The sequence below is a fragment of the Chelatococcus sp. XZ-Ab1 genome (genome assembly GCF_029309855.1).
GTDB classification, from domain to species: Bacteria; Pseudomonadota; Alphaproteobacteria; order Rhizobiales; family Beijerinckiaceae; genus Chelatococcus_A; species Chelatococcus_A sambhunathii.
In genome coordinates, this window is record NZ_JARKII010000002.1 from 472,967 (window position 1) to 491,298 (window position 18,332).

Sequence of the window (18,332 nt, forward strand, 5' to 3'; positions counted from 1 at the left end):
GGACACATGCAACGACGGATGATCTCAAGAGGGTGGCGATGACGGTTCTGGTGACAGGCGGTGCGGGCTATATCGGCAGCCACATGGTACTCGCCCTGCGCGATGCAGGGCGCGAGGTCGTGGTCCTCGACAACCTGAGCACCGGCTTCCGCTGGGCGGTGCACCCCGAGGCCGCCTTCGTCGAGGGCGACTGCGGCGACGAGGCGCTGCTCGGCAAGGTGATCCGCGAGCACGGCGTCGATGCCATCGTGCATTTCGCGGGCTCCATCGTGGTGCCGGATTCGGTCGCCGATCCGCTCGGCTACTATCTCAACAATACGGTCAGGTCGCGCGCGCTCATCGCCGCAGCGGTGGCGAACGGCGTGCCGCGCTTCCTCTTCTCCTCGACCGCCGCCGTCTACGGCGATGCGAAGGAGAGCCCGATCATCGAAGCGGCGCCGCTCGATCCCGTCTCGCCTTACGGCACGTCGAAGCTGATGACCGAGATGATGCTGCGCGACACGGCGCGGGCGCATCCGCTGAAATATGTCGCGCTGCGCTATTTCAACGTGGCGGGCGCCGACCCGGCCGGTCGCTCCGGCCAGTCGAGCCCGCGCGCCACGCATCTCATCAAGGTCGCGACGCAGGCGGCGCTCGGCGAGCGCACGCATCTCGATGTCTTCGGCACGGACTATCCGACGCCGGACGGCACCTGCCTGCGCGACTACATCCATGTGAGCGACCTGGCGCGGGCCCATGTCCTCGCCCTCGACCATCTGGCCGCGGGCGGCGAGAGCGCCGTCTTCAACTGCGGCTACGGGCGCGGCTATTCGGTGCTCGAGGTCATCGAGGCGGTCAAGCGCGTCTCCGGCGTCGATTTTCCGGTCAACCATGCGCCGCGCCGGGCCGGTGATCCCGCCGCGCTCGTCGCCGGTGCCGGGCGCATCCGCGAGACGCTCGGCTGGAAGCCGGAGCTCGACGACCTCGACACCATCGTGGCCCACGCGCTTGCCTGGGAGCGCAACCTTGCCGCGCGGCGGCAGGCCGCGGAATAGCGGAAGAGCCGCATCGCCGGCCGGGCGCATCGCTTCCGGCGGCCCTCGCAACCCAAGGCCGCGAGCGCCTCACCGGGGCGGGCGACAGACTTAAGTGTTGCTTCACGTTTTTCCTGCTGACCTAATGCCTAATTCGAGGGCAGCCGGCGTGACGATCATGCGCCGGCCTCGCCTTCGGCGGGAGGGAAGGGTCGGCCGTCCGGGAGCGGTGAGCCCCCGGGCCGGCCGGTGCGGTGAGACGTCGAGATGCCGAGAAGGAAACGCCGCGTCGCGCGGCGGGCGCCATCCGCGAGCAATGCCTGGTCGGCTCCCCGCCTCAGGCGGCAGGTGAGCGACCTTTCCCGGCGGTTCGACCGGATCATCAACGGCACGCCGCAGATGCTCTGGATGAGCCGCGCCGACGGCAAGGGAGATGCCTTCAACAAGGCCTGGCACGATTTTGTAGGCGTCCCGCCCGGCACGATCACGTCGGACAACCTGGCGCAATGGATCCATCCGGACGACCGCGCCAGGGTCCGACATGCGTGGCGGCGGGCCTTGAGCGCACAGGACGGATACGAGATCGACTATCGCCTCCGGCATCACTCCGGCGCCTATCGATGGGTGACGGCCCGCGGCGCTCCTACCTACGACGCCGATGGCCGGATGGAGGGGTGGCTTGGGACGACGATCGACATAGACGACCGCAAGAAGGCCGAGCTGCTGCTCGCGCTGAACGCCCAGCGCTACCGCGCGCTGCATGAGACGAGCGCCATGGTCCTGTGGATCGCTTTACCGGACGGGCGCGTGACCGAGCAATGGGGCTGGGCGTCGGTATCGGCGCAGGAGGGCGACGACTTCCGTGATTGGGGCTGGCTCGCGGCGGTCCACCCCGAGGATCGTCAGCGGGTCATGGCGCGCTGGCAGACGGCGCTGGCCGGCGGGTCTGTCTATGATGCCAGTTTCCGGGTGCTGACGCGCAGCGGCGACTTCCGCTGGGTCGAGGCACGGGCCGTGCCCGTGCGGGATGCTGACGGGGCAATCCGCGAGTGGGTGGGCAAGCTGTCCGACATCCACGAGCGTATGGAGGCAGAGGAATCCCTGCGGGCCAGCGAGGAGCGGCTGCGCCTCGCCGTCGAGAGTACCGCGCTCGGCATCTGGGATGCCGATTTCGTCACCGGCAGGCGTGAATGGAACACGCAGGCGCGCGCCATCCTCGGTCTGCCCGACGAGATGCCGGTTGATCGCGATTCCTTCCGCGCGCGTGTTCACCCGGACGACCGCGAGGAGGTCGAGCGGCGCTTCTTTGTCGACAGCCCGGCCGACGGCTCCGTCTATCGCGGCGAATACCGGATTCTGCGGGCGGACACGGGTGAGGAACGATGGGTGGCGGCGACGGGACGCACCGTTGTTGACGGTCGCGGGCGGCCTGTCCGCAAGATCGGTACCGTTCGCGACATCACGGAGCGGAAGAGGTCGCTGCAGGCGCTCAGTAGCAGCGAGCGCCGCCTGAGGCTGGCGCTGCAGGCGGCGCGGATGATCGCCTGGGAACAGGATCTGACGACGGGTTTCGTCACCCGCAGTGAAAATGCGGTCGGCATATTGGGGATCGGCTCTGGACCGGTCGAGGAGATCCTCGCCTGCATTCACCCCCAGGATCGGCAGCTCAGGCGCGATTTCCTGCACTCGCCCGATTGCGGCGACACCATCGAAATCCGCTACCTGCGGCCCGACGGGCAACGCCTGTGGCTCGCCATCCGCGGCGAGCGGGTGGGGAACGACCGCCTCGTCGGCGTCACCTTCGACATCACGGCGCAGAAGCAGGCGGAGGAGGAGGCCTGGCGCATGGCGAGCCTCGATGGCCTGACGGGTCTCAGCAACCGCGCCTCGTTCCAGGAGACGCTGGAGCATATATGCAGCGGTATGTCCGGTGAGGCCCCGGCCTTCAGCCTGCTCCTCGTCGATCTCGATCATTTCAAGGACGTCAACGATACGCTCGGCCACGATGCGGGCGACCAGTTGCTGATGGAGGTCGGTGCCCGCCTGCGCCGGGCGGTGCGCGCTGGCGACGTGGTGGCGCGGTTCGGCGGCGACGAATTTGCCGTTCTCGTGCGTGAGCCGCCTGCCGCTGGCTGGGCGGAGAAGCTCGCCGAGCGCATCCGCACGACGCTCCTCGCGCCCTTTGCAACCCGTGGGCGGACGTTCGCGACGCGGGCGAGCATCGGCATCGCGACCTTTCCCCACGACGGGGCGAATGCCAAGGATCTGCTGAAGAGCGCCGACATCGCGCTCTATCGCGCGAAGGCCGAGGGCCGCAATCGCTTCGTCACCTATACGCCCGCCCTGCGTGCGGCCGTGGAGGAACGCATCGCGCTCGTCGAGGACGTGCGGCGCGGCCTCAGGGCCCGCGAGATCGTGCCCTACTACCAGCCCAAGGTCTGCCTCGCCTCCGGGCGGATCGTCGGCTTCGAGGCGCTGGCGCGCTGGAATCACCCGGATCGCGGCCTGCTCACCCCGGCATCGTTCAGCGTCGCATTCGAGGATCCGGAGCTGTCGCGCGCGCTCGGCGAGCAGGTCCTCGCCTGCGTCACCGCGGACATGCGCCATTGGCTCGATCATGGCCTCGCCCCGGTGCAGGTTGCGGTCAACGTCTCACCGGCCGAGTTCAGCGATCGCCGCCTCGCCTCCTCCATCATGGAGATGCTCGACAGGCGAGGAATACCCGCCCGGTGGATCGAGGTGGAGATCACGGAGGCCGTCTTCCTCGACCAGATGCTGGCCGACGCGGCGGCGACGCTGCAAGAGCTCCACGCCGCAGGCTTCTCCATCGCCCTCGACGATTTCGGCACTGGCTACGCATCGCTGAGCCATCTCAAGCGTTTCCCGATCGACCACATCAAGATCGACAAGAGCTTCATCCACGAGATCGAGCGCAACGAGGACGACGAGGCGATCGTTTCGGCGGTGATCCACCTCGGTCATCGCATGAAAATGCAGATCACGGCCGAGGGCGTCGAAACGCTCAGCCAGGCCAGCCGGCTGCATGAGCTCGGCTGCGACAATGCGCAGGGCCATCTCTACGCCGGGGCGATGAGCGCCTGTGACGTCACGGCCTTTCTGACGCGCCTGCCGGGCGACGAAAGCTGTGCTGCTCCGGGACGCCGCGGGCCGGCGGCGCGGGCCGGTGGCGGCTGATCCCGAGGCGGGCCAAGTCTGGCGAGGGCGTCCGGATGGGCTCAAGCCCACCGGACGGATGTTGTAAGTCCACGATACGGACCTTCCGCGCTGCAGGATCAGTATTGCCTGCCTCGCCATTCCGTGCGATGACTGCTCTCCTACGCCATCAAAAATCATAATGTGGAACCGCGTGCCGCCTCGCCGTCATCAGGGCGGGTGGGCCGGAGAGGAAAACGGGAGGAGGCGCGCAGGATGGCTGCCGCGAACAACGACTCTTTGGTGCTCGAGACGCCGTCGGAGGTTGTCGATGCGCGGCCGGGCTCGCGCCTGATGTGGCCGGTCGAGTTCGTGGCGTCGGTTCTGCTCGTTGCCGTCGTCGGCCTGCTCCTTATAGGGGTCGTGTCGCGCTATGTGCTGTCGCTGCCGATCGTGTGGATCGATGAAGCGGCGTCGATCTCGTTCCTCTGGCTTGCCATGCTCGGCGCGGCGATCGCCATCGACCGCAACGAGCACCTGCGCCTGACGCTCTTCCTCGGCCTCATGCCGGAGAGGGCCAGGGCCTTTGTCAGCACGCTCGCGCTCGTCATCGTCGCCGCCGTCCTCATGGCACTCATCATGCCGGCGGTCGAATATGTCGAAGAAGAATGGTACGTCACTTCGGCGGCGCTCAACATCCCGATGAGTTTCCGCGCTTCGGCGCTCGTCGTCGGGCTCGTGCTCATGTTCGCGCTCGCGGTTGGCCATGCGGTGCGGGAATCGACGCTGCCGAACCTTGCCGGCGCGGTGGCGCTCGTCGCTGCCTTCGGGCTGCTCGGCTGGCATTTCTCGCCTTTTTTCCTGTCGCTCGGCTATCTGAACATCCTCATCTTCCTCGTCTGCGTGGTCGCCTTGTGTCTTCTTGCCGGCGTGCCGATTGCCTTCTGCTTCGGCATGGGGACGATCGCCTTCATCCTCTTCAGCACGCATGTGCCGGTGATCGTGCTCATCGGCCGCATTGACGAGGGCATGTCGAGCCTCATCCTGCTCTCGGTGCCGGTTTTCGTGCTGCTCGGCTGCGTGCTCGACGCGACCGGCATGGGCAAGGCCATCGTCGAGTTCATGGCCTCGCTGCTCGGGCACGTGAAGGCGGGCATGTCCTATGTCCTGCTCGGCTCGCTCTTCCTCGTCTCCGGCATCTCCGGCTCCAAGGTGTCCGACATGGCGACGGTGGCGCCGGCGCTGTTCCCGGAGATGAAGCGTCGCGGTCACAAGCCGCGCGAGATGATCGCGCTGCTCGCCACGGGTGCGGCGATGGCGGACACGGTGCCGCCCTCGATCGTGCTCATCGTGCTCGGCTCGGTGGCGGGCGTCTCGATCGCGGGGCTGTTCACGAGCGGATTTGTCATTGCCATGGTGCTGCTCGTCGTGCTCGCCGTGCTGGCGCGCATCAAGGCGGCGCGCGAGAACATGGAGGGGGTCAGGCGCGCGCCACTGGCCGTCGTCGGCAAGGCGCTCGTCGTCGCGGCGCCGGCGCTCGTCCTGCCCTTCCTCATCCGCGGCGCGGTCGGAGGCGGTGTCGCGACGGCCACCGAAGTTTCCACGATCGCGGTGCTCTATGCCATCGTCATCGGCATCGTGCTCTATGGCGGCATCAGCCTGCGCAAGTTCTACAGCATGCTGGTGGAGACGGCGGCGCTCTCGGGCGCCATCCTGCTCATCCTCGGCACGGCCTCGGCCATGGCCTGGTCGCTGACGCAGACAGGCTTCGCCAACCAGCTTGCCGGCTACATGACGGATCTGCCGGGCGGCTGGTTCTCCTTCATGCTCGTCAGCATCGTTGTGTTCCTCGTGCTCGGCTGCGTGCTCGAGGGGCTGCCGGCCATCGTGCTGATGGCGCCGATCATGTTTCCCATCGCGGCGCGGCTCGGCATCAACGACATCCACTATTCCATGGTCATCGTGACGGCGATGAACGTCGGTCTCATGGCGCCACCCATCGGTATCGGCTTCTACATCGCCTGCAAGATCGGCGACGTCTCGCCGGACGAGGCCATGGCGGCGATCTGGCCCTATCTCGGCGCGCTCGTCGTCGGGCTGTTGCTGATCGCGGCCATTCCGGCGCTGTCGACGGCTTATCTTTGAAAACATTAAGAAGACGTCCAATCAGGAGGAAACGACCCATGAAGATCTCTCGTCGCACGATGCTTGCAGGCACCGCTTCGGTCGCCTTCGCCGGGACGCTGAAATATGCCGGCGCGCAGACCGCCGAGTTCAATTACAAGTACGCCAACAACCTGCCGCTGACGCATCCCATGAACAAGCGCGCGCAGGAGGCGGTCGAGAAGATCCGCGAGGAGACGAGCGGTCGTGTCTCGATCCAGATTTTCCCCAACAATCAGCTCGGCGCCGACACCGATATGCTGAGTCAGGTGCGCTCGGGCGGCGTCGAGTTCTTCACGCTGTCGCCGCTCATCCTGTCGACGCTGGTGCCCAACGCCTCAATCAGCGGCATGGGCTTCGCATTCCCCAACTACGACGCTGTCTGGCATGCGATGGATGGCGACCTCGGCAAATATGTGCGCGGCGAGATCGAGAAGGCCAATCTCGTCGTCATGGACAAGATCTGGGACAACGGCTTTCGCCAGATCACGAGTTCGACCGGGCCCATCAACACGGCCGACGATCTCAAGGGCTTCAAGATCCGCGTGCCGGTGAGCCCGCTGTGGACCTCGATGTTCAAGGCCTTCGAGTCGGCACCGGCGAGCATCAATTTCGCCGAGGTCTATTCCGCCCTGCAGACCAAGATCGTCGACGGGCAGGAGAACCCGCTCGCCATCATCGCCACCGCCAAGCTCTACGAGGTGCAGCAGTACTGCTCGCTCACCAACCATATGTGGGACGGCTTCTGGTTCCTCGCCAACAGGCGCGCCTGGCAGCGCCTGCCGGAGGACCTGCGCACCATCGTGGCGAAGAACCTCAACGATGCGGCGGTGAAGGAGCGCGCGGATGTCGCCGCCCTGAACGCCTCGCTGCAGGAGGAACTGACCGGCAAGGGCATGAAGTTCAACAAGCCCGAGCCCGAATCCTTCCGCAAGAAGCTGCGCGACGCCGGCTTCTATGCGGAATGGAAGAGCAAGTACGGCGACGAGGCGTGGGCGATCTTCGAGAAGGCGATCTCGCCAGCGTAACCGGTCTGGAGCAGGTCTCTCAAGGAGCGACGGGCGCTAGTCGCACCATGAGGGTAGGCTTCTTCCTCCCCTCGCAGGCGAGGGGAGGTGAAGACCTGCGTCGGTCCGCGTCGTGCTCGTCGCGGCGGGCCGGCAAAGGCGAAGTTCATCACAAGGGAAGACATCGACCGTGGCCGATCGACTGAAGGGAAGATGCGCGATCGTCTTCGGCGCCGGCTCGTCCGGCCCCGGCTGGGGCAACGGCAAGGCCACCGCCGTCGCCTTCGCCCGCGAAGGGGCGAGGGTCGCCTGCGTCGATCTTGCCGAGGCGGCCGCGGCCGAGACGGCGGCGATCATTCGCGCGGAGGGCAACGAAGCCATCGCGCTTGCAGCGGACGTGACGAGCCTCGCGTCGGTCGAGACGGCGGCTGCCGCCGCGATGGAGGCGTTCGGCGCCATCGACATCCTGCACAACAATGTTGGCGTGACCCACATGGGCGGCCCGGTCGAGCTTGACGAGGAGCGGTTCCAGGCCGCGCTCGACCTCAACATCGGCTCCGTCTATCGCACCGCCAAGGCCGTGCTGCCGCACATGTTGACGGGTGGCGGCGGCGCCATCGTCAACATCTCCTCGCTCGCGGCCATCCGCTACGTCGGCTATCCGTATTTCTCCTACTATGCCACCAAGGCGGCGGTGAACCAGGCGACGGTGGCCCTCGCCATGCAATATGCCCGGCAGGGCATCCGCGCCAATTGCATCATGCCCGGCCTCATCGACACGCCGATGATCTACAAGCAGATCTCCGGCCAGTACGGCTCGGTCGAGGAGATGGTGGCCGCCCGCAACGCGCTCGTGCCGACCGGCCGCATGGGGACGGCCTGGGACATCGCCGCCGCGGCCGTCTTCCTCGTCTCCGACGAGGCGCGCTTCATCACCGGCGTGTGTCTGCCGGTCGACGGCGGCCAGAGCTGCGCCGTCGGACCGATGTCCTGAGCCATGGCCCTCGCGCTGTCCCGTGATCGCGACCAGACCGGGGCGCAGAGCGTCGACAGGGCGCTTGGCCTGCTCTCGATGGTCGGGCGCCACGCCGACCGGGGTGCCTCGCTCACCGACATTGTCGAGGAGAGCGGCCTCAACAAGCCGACCGCGCGCCGCCTGCTGCTCGCGCTGATGCGTGCCGGCCTCGTCGAGCAGGACGAGACGAGCCGCCGCTACTACCTTGGCGAGGAGGCCTATGTGCTCGGCTCGCTGGCCTCGCGGCGCTTCGGCCTGCTGCAGGTTGCCATGGAAAGCCTGACGCGGCTGTCGAAGCGCACGGAGGATTCGAGCTTCCTGTCGGTCCGGCGCGATACCTTCTCCGTGTGCCTCTACCGCGAGGAGGGCACCTATCCGGTGCGCACCCATGCGCTGCAGGCTGGGTTCGAGCATCCGCTCGGTGTCGGTGCCGGCTCGCTCGCCATGCTCGCGGCCTTGCCTGACGAGGAGGTGGAGGCGGTGCTGGCGGCGAACGAGTCCGTGCTCAAGGCGAAATATCCCATGCTGCCGGCATCGCGCATACGCGAGGGCGTGGCGGCGACCCGCGCCCGGGGGTTCGCGCTCAACCCCGGGCTCATCTTCGCCAATTCCTGGGGCATCGGCATGGTGGTGCGGGGTCCCGACGGCCGGCTCGCCGGAGCGCTGTCGATCGCAGCTATCGACAGCCGCATGCAGCCCGAGCGCCAGAGCGAACTTGCCGGCTATCTCGCGCTCGAGGTGCGGGTGGTCGAGGAGCGCCTCGCCCAGATGTTCGCGACCCGCGGTTCGCCGCGCGGACAGGCCGCCATGAGGAATCAGGTCAGGAGATCGCCACGATGACGATGACGCCACCCGGAGGGGTTGTGCCCTGTTCCACGCGGGTGATGAACCTCTCCCATTTCCTTACCCAGACGGCGCGGCGCAATCCGGACGACATCGGTTTCGTCTGGCGCGAGCAGCAATGGACCTGGCGGGAGATGGAGGCGCGGGTTGACGCCATGGCGGCGGCCCTGCGCGACCGCTTCGGCCTTCGCAAGGGCGACCGGGTCCTCATCCAGTCCGCCAACTGCAACCAGATGTTCGAATCGATGTTTGCCTGCTTCCGCCTCGGTGCGGTATGGGTGCCGGCGAACTACCGCCAGTCGCCGGAGGATGTCGCCTATCTCGCCAAAGCAAGCGGCGCGCGCGGCCTCATCTGCGGCGCAGGCTTCCCCGACCATGCGCACGCCTGTCGCGAGGCGGCGCCGGATCTTGCGTTCACCATCGCCATCGGCCCGGCGGACTTTGGCGAGGATTACGACGCCCTCGTTGCGCAGCACATCGGCCGGACGGTGCCGAGCGTTGCGGTGGAGCGAGACGATCCGTGCTGGTTCTTCTACACCTCTGGCACCACCGGGCGCCCGAAGGCGGCCGTGCTCACACACGGTCAGATGGCCTTCGTCATCACCAACCATCTGTGCGACCTGATGCCGGGCACGACGCGCGAGGATGCGTCCGTCGTGGTCGCGCCCTTGTCGCACGGGGCGGGTGTGCACCAGCTCGTGCAGGTGGCGCACGGGGCGAAGACCATCCTGCTACCCACGGACAAGCTCGACGTGCCGACCGTCTGGCGGCTCGTCGAGGAATGGCGGGTGACGAATCTCTTCACGGTGCCCACCATCCTCAAGATGCTGGTGGAGGACGAGAGCGTCGGCCGATTCGACCACTCCTCGCTGCGCTACGTCATCTATGCCGGCGCTCCCATGTACCGCGAGGACCAGAAGAAGGCGCTCGCAACGCTCGGGGCGGTGCTCGTGCAATATTTCGGCCTCGGCGAGGTGACGGGCAACATCACCGTGCTCCCGCCGGTCTACCACAGTCTGGAGGACGGACCGCAGGCGCGCATCGGCACCTGCGGATTCGAGCGCACGGGCATGCAGGTCGAGATCCAGGACGATAATGGCAATCCCGTCGCGCCGGGCGAGACGGGTGAGATCTGCGTCATCGGCCCGGCCGTCTTCGCCGGCTACTACGACAACCCCGAAGCCAACGCCAAGGCCTTCCGCAACGGCTGGTTCCGCACCGGCGATCTCGGCCATATGGCCGAGGACGGCTTCGTCTACATCACCGGCCGCGCGTCGGACATGTACATCTCCGGCGGGTCGAACATCTACCCGCGCGAGATCGAGGAGAAGATCCTGCAGCATCCCGACATCGGCGAAGTCGCGGTGGTCGGCGTGCCAGACCCGCTGTGGGGGGAGGTGGGCTATGCCGTCTGCGTCGCCCGGCCGGGCGTCGCGCCCGAGAGCCTCGGGCTCGACCGGTGGCTGGACGGCAAGATCGCCCGCTACAAGATGCCCAAGCGCTTCATCTTCTGGGAGGCCCTGCCCAAGTCGGCCTACGGCAAGATCACGAAGAAGATGATCCGGGAGGAGCTGGAGCGGCGCGGCGAGATCGCCAGCAAGGCCCCAGCGTGAGGAGGGCGCGATGAGCAATAGCGAGAAGGGCGCCGTCGCCGTCACCGGCGGCGCCTCCGGCATCGGTCTCGAGACGGCGCGATTTCTCGGCGAGCGCGGACAAGCCGTCTTCCTCATCGACATGAAGCGCGAGGCGCTCGATTCGGCCTGCCGCGACCTCGGCCTGCCCATGGTGCACGGCATCGCCTGCGACGTCACCGACGAAGTCGGGATCGAGACAGCCATCCGGACGATCACGGCACAGCATCGCCTGGCAGGCGTCGTCAACTGCGCTGGCATCGCCCTCGACCGCCCGGCGGTGGAGACGAGTGTCGCCGACTTCCGCCGCATCGTCGACGTCAATCTGACAGGATCCTTCATCGTCTCGCGAGCCGCGGCGCGCCACTGGCTGGCAGCGAAGGAGCCGGGCGCTATCGTCAACATCACCTCCGTGTCGGGCCTCACCGGAAACAAAGGCCGCAGCGCCTATGGCGCATCGAAGGGCGGGCAGAACCTGCTGACGCTCGTCATGGCGACCGAGCTCGGCGCAGCCGGTATCCGCGTCAATGCGGTCGCGCCGGGGCCCGTCGACACGCCGCTGACGAAGGCGGTCCACACCGAGGATGTGCGCCGGCAATGGATCGAGCGCGTGCCCCAGCGGCGCTACGGCACGCCGCGCGAGATCGCCGGGGCGGTCGCCTTCCTGCTCTCGGAGGATGCGGCCTATGTCAACGGCCAGATTCTCGCCGTCGACGGCGGCTTCATCCATGCAGGCCTTGTGCCCTGAGGAGGTTCCGATGCGCAGCATCCGCCACCCGGGGCCCGTCTCCCGCCAACGCTTCTTCGCCGTACCGTGCGCGGCGGTGCCGCTGCGGCTGACGCTTGCCGCCGGCACCAGCATCAACGAGGCGGTCGGCCGCGCCTTCGCGGAGGCCGGCCTTGCCGGCGGCTACATCCGCCTCGCCGGCGCCCGCGTCGATCCGATACGCTACGTTATTCCCGCCGCCGCGCCGGACGATACGCACGCCGCCTGGTACAGCGAAACCTTCGCGCCCGCGGGCGTGACGGTGATCGAGGATGCCGGGCTCGTCGTCGGGCGCCGCGATGGCGAGCCGTTCCTGCACTGCCACGGTCTCTGGACGCCGGCGGGCGGCGAGCGCCGCATGGGCCATCTCCTGCCGCTCGATTCGTGCCTGTGCGAGCCCGTCGAGGTCGCCGCCTGGGGCCTTGCGGGTGCGCTCTTCGATGTGCGGGAGGATGAAGAGACGAACTTCCGGCTGTTCCGCGCCGTGCCCACCGAGATGGCGCAGCACGACGGCGCCCGCGCGATGGCCTGCACGATCAAGCCGAACGAGGATATCGTGCCGACCATTGAGCGCATCTGCCGCGAAAGCGGTATCGCCGATGCCTCGGTCCACGGCATCGGCAGCCTCGTCGGCGCGACCTTCACCGAAGCACCGGAGATGGCCTCCTACGCGACCGAGGTGCTCGTCACCGCGGGCTGCGTGCGCGCCGGCCGCTGCGATCTCGACATCGCGCTCGTCGGCATGGACGGCTCCATCGGCGGTGGACGCCTGCGGCACGATGGCAACGCGACCTGCGTAACCTTCGAGCTACTCATCGTGGCGGACGCCTGAGAGGCAGGCCGCGCCGCGTCATGCGGGATGAGCGACGCCGGCGCCGGTCGGGCGACCCGCCGGCGGCGACGGTATGTCCTTCAGCGCGTCGAGCGGGCCGGCGAGGGCCGTGCGCGGCGGCACGAGCTCAGGCGCCACCAGATGGATCTGCGCCGCGGCCGCGGGATCCGCGATGATCTCGAAGGCCCGGGCCAGCATGGCTTCGACATCCTGCCGGATCATGATGACCGGGAAGGGCAGGAAGGACGCGAACGGGTCGTAATCGTAGCAGCCCACCACGAGATCCTTGAATGCGGCGTCCGGGAAGCCCGCCATGAAGCGCAGGAAACCTTCGAGATTGATGGTTGAATTGATGATGATGGCCCTCGGCAGCCGTCCCTCGCGCGCGAAGAACGCCTCGAAGGCGAGCCGCGTGTTGTTGGCCGAATAGCCCGTGGGCTGGATGCAGACGTCGGGGTCGGCGCCCAGCAGCGTGCGCTTGACGGCGCGGAAGCCGCGGATGCGCTCGCGGCTCGCATGGTCGTCGCGCCCGCCGAAGATGTAGAGCTCCTCCGGGCGCAGCGGCTCTGTCGCGGCGCAGTGGCGGATGACGGCCTCCGTAAGCCGGCACGCGCCGTCATAATTGTCGCTGATGATCGAGGGGGCCCGAGTGCCTGGCAGGTCAATGTTGACGTGCCTGAGCCCGGCCTTCTCGCAGATCTCGTGTACGCCATCGGGGTCGGTCGCGCCGCAGATGAAGAGTTCGTCCACCGAATAGGCGATGAGGCTTTCCGCCGTCTCGCGCTCGGCCCGCGGGTCGCGGCTGGCGCTGGCCACGATCGGACATTCGCCGCGCGCCCGCACCATCGCCTCGAAGGTCTGGGCGAGCGACGAGAAATACCGGTTGTCGTAGAGCGGCAGCAGGAGGCCGACGAGGCCGGAGCGGGAGCGTCGCAGGCCGCGGGCCTGACGGTTGGCGGTGTATTGCTGGCTATCGGCGAGCTTGAGGACGAGCGTGGCGGTCTTCTCGCTGATCCGGCGCTTGCGCCACGAGCCGTTGAGCACCGCGCTCACCGTCGACGGCGAGCAGCCCGACAGGGCCGACAGGTCGTAGATCGTCTTTCTCTTGCCGCTTCTCGTCATGGCCGATCCGACTGCCGCCGTGCCCGTCCTGCATGGAAATACCCGACGGGCTTAATCGCGGCTTGACGACAGGATAGCAACTGCGGAATAGTTGCACCATCGATTGTGCAAGCCCCGCAAAGATCGGTCAACGACAGGGCTGCGAGCAGGATTGTCCGCGAAGGGCGCGGACACGGCTGCCTGGGAGGAAAGCATGAGGAAACTGCTTGTCGCTGCGGTTGCAGCGTCCTTGTCCATCGCATCGGCTTTTTCGGCAGCGGCGCAGGAGACCGGCAAGGTCGGCGTCGTCGTCAAGATCGGCGGCATTCCCTGGTTCAACGCCATGGAGGCCGGCATCAAGGAGCGGGGCGCCAAGCTCGGCGTCGACGCCTTCATGGTCGGCCCGACGAGCGCCGATCCGGCGCTGCAGGTGCGCGCCATCGAGGATCTCATCGCCCAGGGCGTCAAGGTCATCGGCGTCGTGCCGAATGACGCCACCGTGCTCGAGCCGGTGCTGAGCAAGGCGCAGAGCAACGGGATCATCGTCATCACGCATGAATCGCCCGGCCAGAAGGGCGCCGACTGGAATTTCGAGCTCGCCTCCGCCACCGGCTTCGGCGAGGCTCATGCCGAACTCCTCGCCGAGAAGATGGGCGGCAAGGGCAAGTATGCCGTCTTCGTCGGTTCGCTGACGGTGCCACTGCACAATGCCTGGGCCGATGCCGCTATCGCGCACCTCAAGGAGAAGTACCCCGAGATGCAGCTCGTCGGCGAGCGCTACGGTGTTGCCGAGGATGTCGACGCCAGCCGCAAGACGGCGCTCGACCTCATCTCGGCCCATCCGGACCTCAAGGGGTTCCTCGCCTTCGGCAGCCAGGGGCCGATCGGCGCCGGCCGCGCCGTCGAGGAGCGGCGCAAGGTCGGCGAGATCTTCGTGCTCGGGCCGTTCTCGCCCGGACAGGGGCGCCGGCTCATTAAATCCGATGCCATCTCGGGCGGCTTCATGTGGAACCCCAAACAGGCCGGCGAGGTCTTCGTCACTTTGGCCGACCGGCTGATGAAGGGGGGCAAGATCGAGGCCGGCGACGAGATCGAGGGCCTCGGCAAGGTCACGCCCGACGGCAACAACCTCATCGTCGACCAGCTCGTCGCCATCAACAAGGACACGGTGGACCGGCTCGCCGACATGGGCCTCTGAGAGCCGGATCGGCAGCGTTGAACCACCTCGGCCGGGTGGCCCGTCCGCCCGGCAACGGGCCGGCAAGCGAGAGCGGACGAGACATGGCTACGGCTCAACCGGGCGCCGCGCCGGCGCCCCGGCCCCTTCTATCGCTGAGCGACGTCAGCGTCACCTTCGGCGGCGTGACGGCCCTCAAGGGCGTCTCCTTCGAAGTGATGCCCGGCGAGGTGCATTGTCTTGCGGGCGAGAACGGTTCCGGCAAGAGCACGCTCATCAAGGTCATCACCGGCGTCTACCGGCCGGACGGCGAGGCGCGTATCAGCTTCGACGGCGAGGTTTACGACCAAATGACGCCGGTCGCGGCCCAAGCGGCGGGCATCCGCGTCATCTGGCAGGACCTTGCCCTCTTCCCCGAGATGTCGGTGGCGGAGAACATCGCCTTCCAGGAGGTGGTTGGCGGCCGCCCGCGCCGCGTCGACCACGGGGCCATGCGCGAGACCGCGCGGAAGGTGCTGGCGCGCCTCGGCACCAGCCTCGACCTCGACCTGCCGCTGCGCGACTATTCCATCGCCCGCCGGCAGATCGTCGCCATCGCCCGCGCGCTCGTCGGCGAGGCGAAGATCATCTTCATGGACGAGCCGACGGCCTCGCTGACGCAGGCCGAGACCAGCCATCTCCTCGCCATCGTGCGCACCCTGTCACGCGAGGGGATCGCGGTCGTCTTTGTCAGCCATCGCCTCGCGGAGGTGATCGAGATCGCGGACCGGATGACGGTGCTGCGCGATGGGCGGCTCGTCGGCGTCTATCCGGCGAGGGAGATGACCCCCTCGCGTATCACGGAGCTGATGACGGGGCGTACCTTCGACGCCAATGTCCGCGCCCGCTCGCATGGCACGGCACCCGCCGTCCTCGCGGTTGAAGGCCTGACGCGCCCTGGCGAGTTCGAAGACGTCTCGTTCGTGGTGCGGCGCGGGGAGACGCTCGGCATCACGGGCTTGCTCGGGGCCGGGCGCACGGAGCTCGCCCTGACCCTCTTCGGCATGCGCCGGCCGCATGCGGGCACCATCCGCCTCGACGGCAAGCCGGTGCGCTTCCGCTCCAACCGGGACGCGATCCGCGCCGGCATCGCTTATCTGTCGGAGGACAGGCTCTCGCTCGGCCTCATCCAGCCGCAGTCGATCGCCGACAACCTCGTCATCGCCTCGCTCGGCAAGGTGATGACGGGCGGGCTCATCTCGCGGCGCCGGAAGGAGGGGCTCGTCGCCCGCTGGGTCGGCGAACTCGGCATCAAGATCGGCCGGCAGGAGGATGCCGTCTCGACCCTCTCGGGCGGCAACCAGCAGCGCGTCGCCATCGCCAAGTGGCTCGCGACGGACCCGCGCCTCCTCATCCTCGACGCGCCGACCGTGGGCGTCGACGTCGGGGCCCGGGCCGGTATCTTCGACATCGTGGCGCGGCTGGCGGCCGAGGGGCTCGCCATCATCCTCATCTCCGACGAATTGCCGGAGGTCTACTACAACGCCGACCGGGTGCTGCACATGGCGCGCGGCCGCATCGTCGGCGAATACGACCCGCGCAGCATCGCGCTGCCGGAGCTGGAGGCGGCGGTCTATGCTTAGGAGGCTTCAGACCCAGACCACCGAGATGGTGCTGCTCGCGGTGATCGTGGCGATCTGCCTCGTCCTGTCGCTGGCGAGCGACCGCTTCTTCACGCTCGTCAATCTCTTCGACCTCGCCAACGCCAGCGCCGTCAACATCATCTTCGCGGTCGGCCTGCTCGTCGTGCTGATCGCCGGCGGCATCGACATCTCCTTCGCCGTAGCGGCCTCCGTCGTGCAATATCTGACCGCGCTGGCGCTCGCTCAGATCGGGGGCGGCGGCTGGGTGAGCGGCCTTCTCATCGCCGGCAGCATCGGCATCCTGCTCGGGGCGTTCAACGCCTTCCTCATCCACCGCTTCCGCATCATCTCCATCGTCGTCACCATCGCGACCTTCAACATCTACTTCGGCCTCCTGATGTTCTTCACGCGCGGCGTGTCGATCTACGACCTGCCGGACTGGTGGACGGGCAAGGTCATCCTGTTCGAGCGGCAGATGGCGGACGGCAACTGGGCGGAGCTGCGGCTGCCGGTGCTGGTCATGGCACTCTGCGTCTTCGCTACCTGGGCGCTCATCCGCCACACGACGACCGGGCGTCAGCTCTATGCCTTCGGCGATAATCCCGAAGGGGCACGCCGCTTCGGCATCAGCGTCGCAGCCATGCAGTTCATCGCCTTCGGCTGGCTCGGCCTCATGGCCGGCATCGGCGGCCTCGTGCAGGCCCATTATGCGCAGGAGGTGGTGCCCAATGCGCTCTACGGGCGCGAGCTCGACGTGCTGGCAGCCGTCGTCCTCGGCGGGGCGCGGCTCGGCGGCGGGCGGGGATCGGTGCTCGGCTGCGTGCTCGGCGTGCTGCTCGTCGCCATCGTGCAGAACGGGCTCAACCTGCTCGGGGCGTCGCCTTACGCCTTCCGCATGATCATCGGCGTCATCATCCTCGTCGCCATCACCTTGTCGAACGCGCAGATCGGAAAGCTGTTCGCGACGCGCAGCGAGGGGAGGGCGGCGCCATGACGTCCCCCTTCGTGGTCCTGCCCCTGAAGCGCCCGCCGCAGGGGTTGAGCGCGGACCTGGCGGGACCGCTCGCCGCCTTCGTCATGGTGATGCTGATCTTCAGCCTGGCGACGCCGCGCTTCCTGTCGTCGGCGACCTTCGGCTCGGTCGCCTTCCAGTTGCCCGAGCTCGGCCTGCTCACGCTCGCCATGCTGCTGCCGATTCTCACGGGCGGTCTCAACCTCGCCATCACCTTCACCGCCAATATCGCTGGGCTGACGGTCGCCTGGGTGCTGCACCAGAACGGCGGCGTCAACGCAGGTCCGGACGCCTTTGCCCTCGGCGTCGTGCTGGCGCTCGCGGCAGGGGCGGCGAGTGGCCTCGTCATGGGGCTCGTCATCGCCTTCTCGCGCGCCCACCCCATCCTCGTGTCGCTGGCGATGATGATCTTTCTGCGCGGGCTCGGCGAGTTCCTGACGCGCGGCGGCGACATTTCGGGCTTTCCGGCCTTCATCCGCCCGCTCGGCCACGGCATGGTCCTCGGCGTACCGGTGCCGCTCATCGTCTTCCTCGCCTGCGCCGGGCTGTGGCATCTGATGCTGTCGCGCACGCGGCTCGGCTTCAACATCTACATGATCGGCTCGAACAGCGCCGCGGCGCGCTATTCCGGCGTCGATACGCGCAAGGTCATCGTCCTCGTCTACACGCTCTCCGGCCTCATGTGCGCGATCGCCGGCATCATCATGATGGCGCGCTTCAATTCCGTGCGCGTGGGCCATGGCGAGGCCTATCTGCTGATCACCGTGCTCGCCTGCTTTCTCGGCGGTGTCGATCCCTTCGGCGGCTTCGGCCGGGCAGTCCCCGTCGTCGTGGCGCTCGCCGTGCTGCAGCTCCTGTCCTCCGGGCTCAACCTCCTCGGCGCCAGCCAGCATCTGGCGACGGCCGTGTGGGGCATGCTGCTGGTGGCGGTCATGGTTCTGCGCTGGCTGGCGGGGCAGGTCGCGGCGGCACTCGAACGAAGACGAAGGAGGTAGCG

General features: G+C 67.6%; 14 protein-coding genes. 13 read left to right on the forward strand and 1 reads right to left on the reverse strand.

What is annotated here, in order from left to right; all coding sequences use genetic code 11:
- The first annotated feature begins 38 nt into the window (after positions 1 to 38).
- The 9 genes from galE (at position 39) to P2T65_RS05650 (ending at position 12,423) form a co-directional block, all read left to right on the forward strand.
- Entirely contained in the window at positions 39 to 1,034 is a 996-nt protein-coding gene (gene galE, locus P2T65_RS05610; RefSeq protein ID WP_276199370.1) for a UDP-glucose 4-epimerase GalE, read from the forward strand.
- Positions 1,035 to 1,361: 327 nt separating this feature from the next.
- Positions 1,362 to 4,208, forward strand: coding sequence for an EAL domain-containing protein (locus P2T65_RS05615; protein WP_276199371.1), 2,847 nt, complete (start codon positions 1,362 to 1,364; stop codon positions 4,206 to 4,208).
- A gap of 234 nt (positions 4,209 to 4,442) precedes the next feature.
- On the forward strand, positions 4,443 to 6,311 hold the full coding sequence (locus P2T65_RS05620) for a TRAP transporter large permease subunit (RefSeq protein ID WP_276199372.1): 1,869 nt from the start codon (positions 4,443 to 4,445) through the stop codon (positions 6,309 to 6,311).
- 38 nt (positions 6,312 to 6,349) lie between these two features.
- Complete coding sequence (locus tag P2T65_RS05625) at positions 6,350 to 7,357, forward strand: TRAP transporter substrate-binding protein (RefSeq protein WP_063188763.1); 1,008 nt, start codon at positions 6,350 to 6,352, stop codon at positions 7,355 to 7,357.
- 169 nt (positions 7,358 to 7,526) lie between these two features.
- Entirely contained in the window at positions 7,527 to 8,330 is an 804-nt protein-coding gene (locus P2T65_RS05630; RefSeq protein ID WP_055458592.1) for an SDR family oxidoreductase, read from the forward strand.
- Between the two features lie 3 nt (positions 8,331 to 8,333).
- Positions 8,334 to 9,191, forward strand: coding sequence for an IclR family transcriptional regulator (locus P2T65_RS05635; protein ID WP_055458591.1), 858 nt, complete (start codon positions 8,334 to 8,336; stop codon positions 9,189 to 9,191).
- Positions 9,188 to 10,807 carry an acyl-CoA synthetase gene (locus tag P2T65_RS05640; protein ID WP_055458590.1) on the forward strand — a complete coding sequence of 540 codons (1,620 nt, stop codon included), beginning with the start codon at positions 9,188 to 9,190 and terminating at the stop codon, positions 10,805 to 10,807. Before P2T65_RS05635 ends, P2T65_RS05640 begins: the two co-directional genes overlap by 4 nt.
- Positions 10,808 to 10,817: 10 nt before the next feature.
- On the forward strand, positions 10,818 to 11,573 hold the full coding sequence (locus P2T65_RS05645) for an SDR family oxidoreductase (RefSeq protein WP_055458589.1): 756 nt from the start codon (positions 10,818 to 10,820) through the stop codon (positions 11,571 to 11,573).
- Between the two features lie 10 nt (positions 11,574 to 11,583).
- A complete protein-coding gene (locus P2T65_RS05650) occupies positions 11,584 to 12,423 on the forward strand; it encodes a DUF296 domain-containing protein (RefSeq protein ID WP_276199373.1) in 840 nt (279 codons plus the stop codon).
- A gap of 18 nt (positions 12,424 to 12,441) precedes the next feature.
- Here P2T65_RS05650 and P2T65_RS05655 read toward each other — a convergent pair whose 3' ends face one another.
- A complete protein-coding gene (locus P2T65_RS05655) occupies positions 12,442 to 13,545 on the reverse strand; it encodes a LacI family DNA-binding transcriptional regulator (protein ID WP_276199374.1) in 1,104 nt (367 codons plus the stop codon).
- Between the two features lie 193 nt (positions 13,546 to 13,738).
- Between P2T65_RS05655 and P2T65_RS05660 the strand changes: the two genes are divergently transcribed.
- From P2T65_RS05660 to P2T65_RS05675, 4 genes are all read left to right on the forward strand, one after another.
- Positions 13,739 to 14,722: an autoinducer 2 ABC transporter substrate-binding protein gene (locus tag P2T65_RS05660; RefSeq protein WP_055458951.1), complete on the forward strand. Its 984-nt coding sequence runs from the start codon at positions 13,739 to 13,741 to the stop codon at positions 14,720 to 14,722.
- 83 nt (positions 14,723 to 14,805) lie between these two features.
- Positions 14,806 to 16,323, forward strand: a complete 1,518-nt coding sequence (locus P2T65_RS05665; protein ID WP_276199375.1) for a sugar ABC transporter ATP-binding protein — start codon at positions 14,806 to 14,808, stop codon at positions 16,321 to 16,323.
- Positions 16,316 to 17,317: an ABC transporter permease gene (locus P2T65_RS05670; RefSeq protein ID WP_071924709.1), complete on the forward strand. Its 1,002-nt coding sequence runs from the start codon at positions 16,316 to 16,318 to the stop codon at positions 17,315 to 17,317. The genes P2T65_RS05665 and P2T65_RS05670 overlap by 8 nt, the downstream gene beginning before the upstream one ends.
- Entirely contained in the window at positions 17,314 to 18,330 is a 1,017-nt protein-coding gene (locus tag P2T65_RS05675) for an ABC transporter permease (RefSeq protein ID WP_071924710.1), read from the forward strand. The genes P2T65_RS05670 and P2T65_RS05675 overlap by 4 nt, the downstream gene beginning before the upstream one ends.
- Positions 18,331 to 18,332 lie beyond the last annotated feature (2 nt).

Coding starts and splice junctions, on each gene's coding strand:
- galE (WP_276199370.1), top strand. CDS start 39: ATGACGGTTCTGGTGACAGGCGGTGCGGGCTATATCGGCAGCCACATG.
- P2T65_RS05620 (WP_276199372.1), top strand. CDS start 4,443: ATGGCTGCCGCGAACAACGACTCTTTGGTGCTCGAGACGCCGTCGGAG.
- P2T65_RS05625 (WP_063188763.1), top strand. CDS start 6,350: ATGAAGATCTCTCGTCGCACGATGCTTGCAGGCACCGCTTCGGTCGCC.
- P2T65_RS05635 (WP_055458591.1), top strand. CDS start 8,334: ATGGCCCTCGCGCTGTCCCGTGATCGCGACCAGACCGGGGCGCAGAGC.
- P2T65_RS05640 (WP_055458590.1), top strand. CDS start 9,188: ATGACGATGACGCCACCCGGAGGGGTTGTGCCCTGTTCCACGCGGGTG.
- P2T65_RS05645 (WP_055458589.1), top strand. CDS start 10,818: ATGAGCAATAGCGAGAAGGGCGCCGTCGCCGTCACCGGCGGCGCCTCC.
- P2T65_RS05650 (WP_276199373.1), top strand. CDS start 11,584: ATGCGCAGCATCCGCCACCCGGGGCCCGTCTCCCGCCAACGCTTCTTC.
- P2T65_RS05655 (WP_276199374.1), bottom strand. CDS start 13,545: ATGACGAGAAGCGGCAAGAGAAAGACGATCTACGACCTGTCGGCCCTG.
- P2T65_RS05660 (WP_055458951.1), top strand. CDS start 13,739: ATGAGGAAACTGCTTGTCGCTGCGGTTGCAGCGTCCTTGTCCATCGCA.
- P2T65_RS05665 (WP_276199375.1), top strand. CDS start 14,806: ATGGCTACGGCTCAACCGGGCGCCGCGCCGGCGCCCCGGCCCCTTCTA.
- P2T65_RS05670 (WP_071924709.1), top strand. CDS start 16,316: ATGCTTAGGAGGCTTCAGACCCAGACCACCGAGATGGTGCTGCTCGCG.
- P2T65_RS05675 (WP_071924710.1), top strand. CDS start 17,314: ATGACGTCCCCCTTCGTGGTCCTGCCCCTGAAGCGCCCGCCGCAGGGG.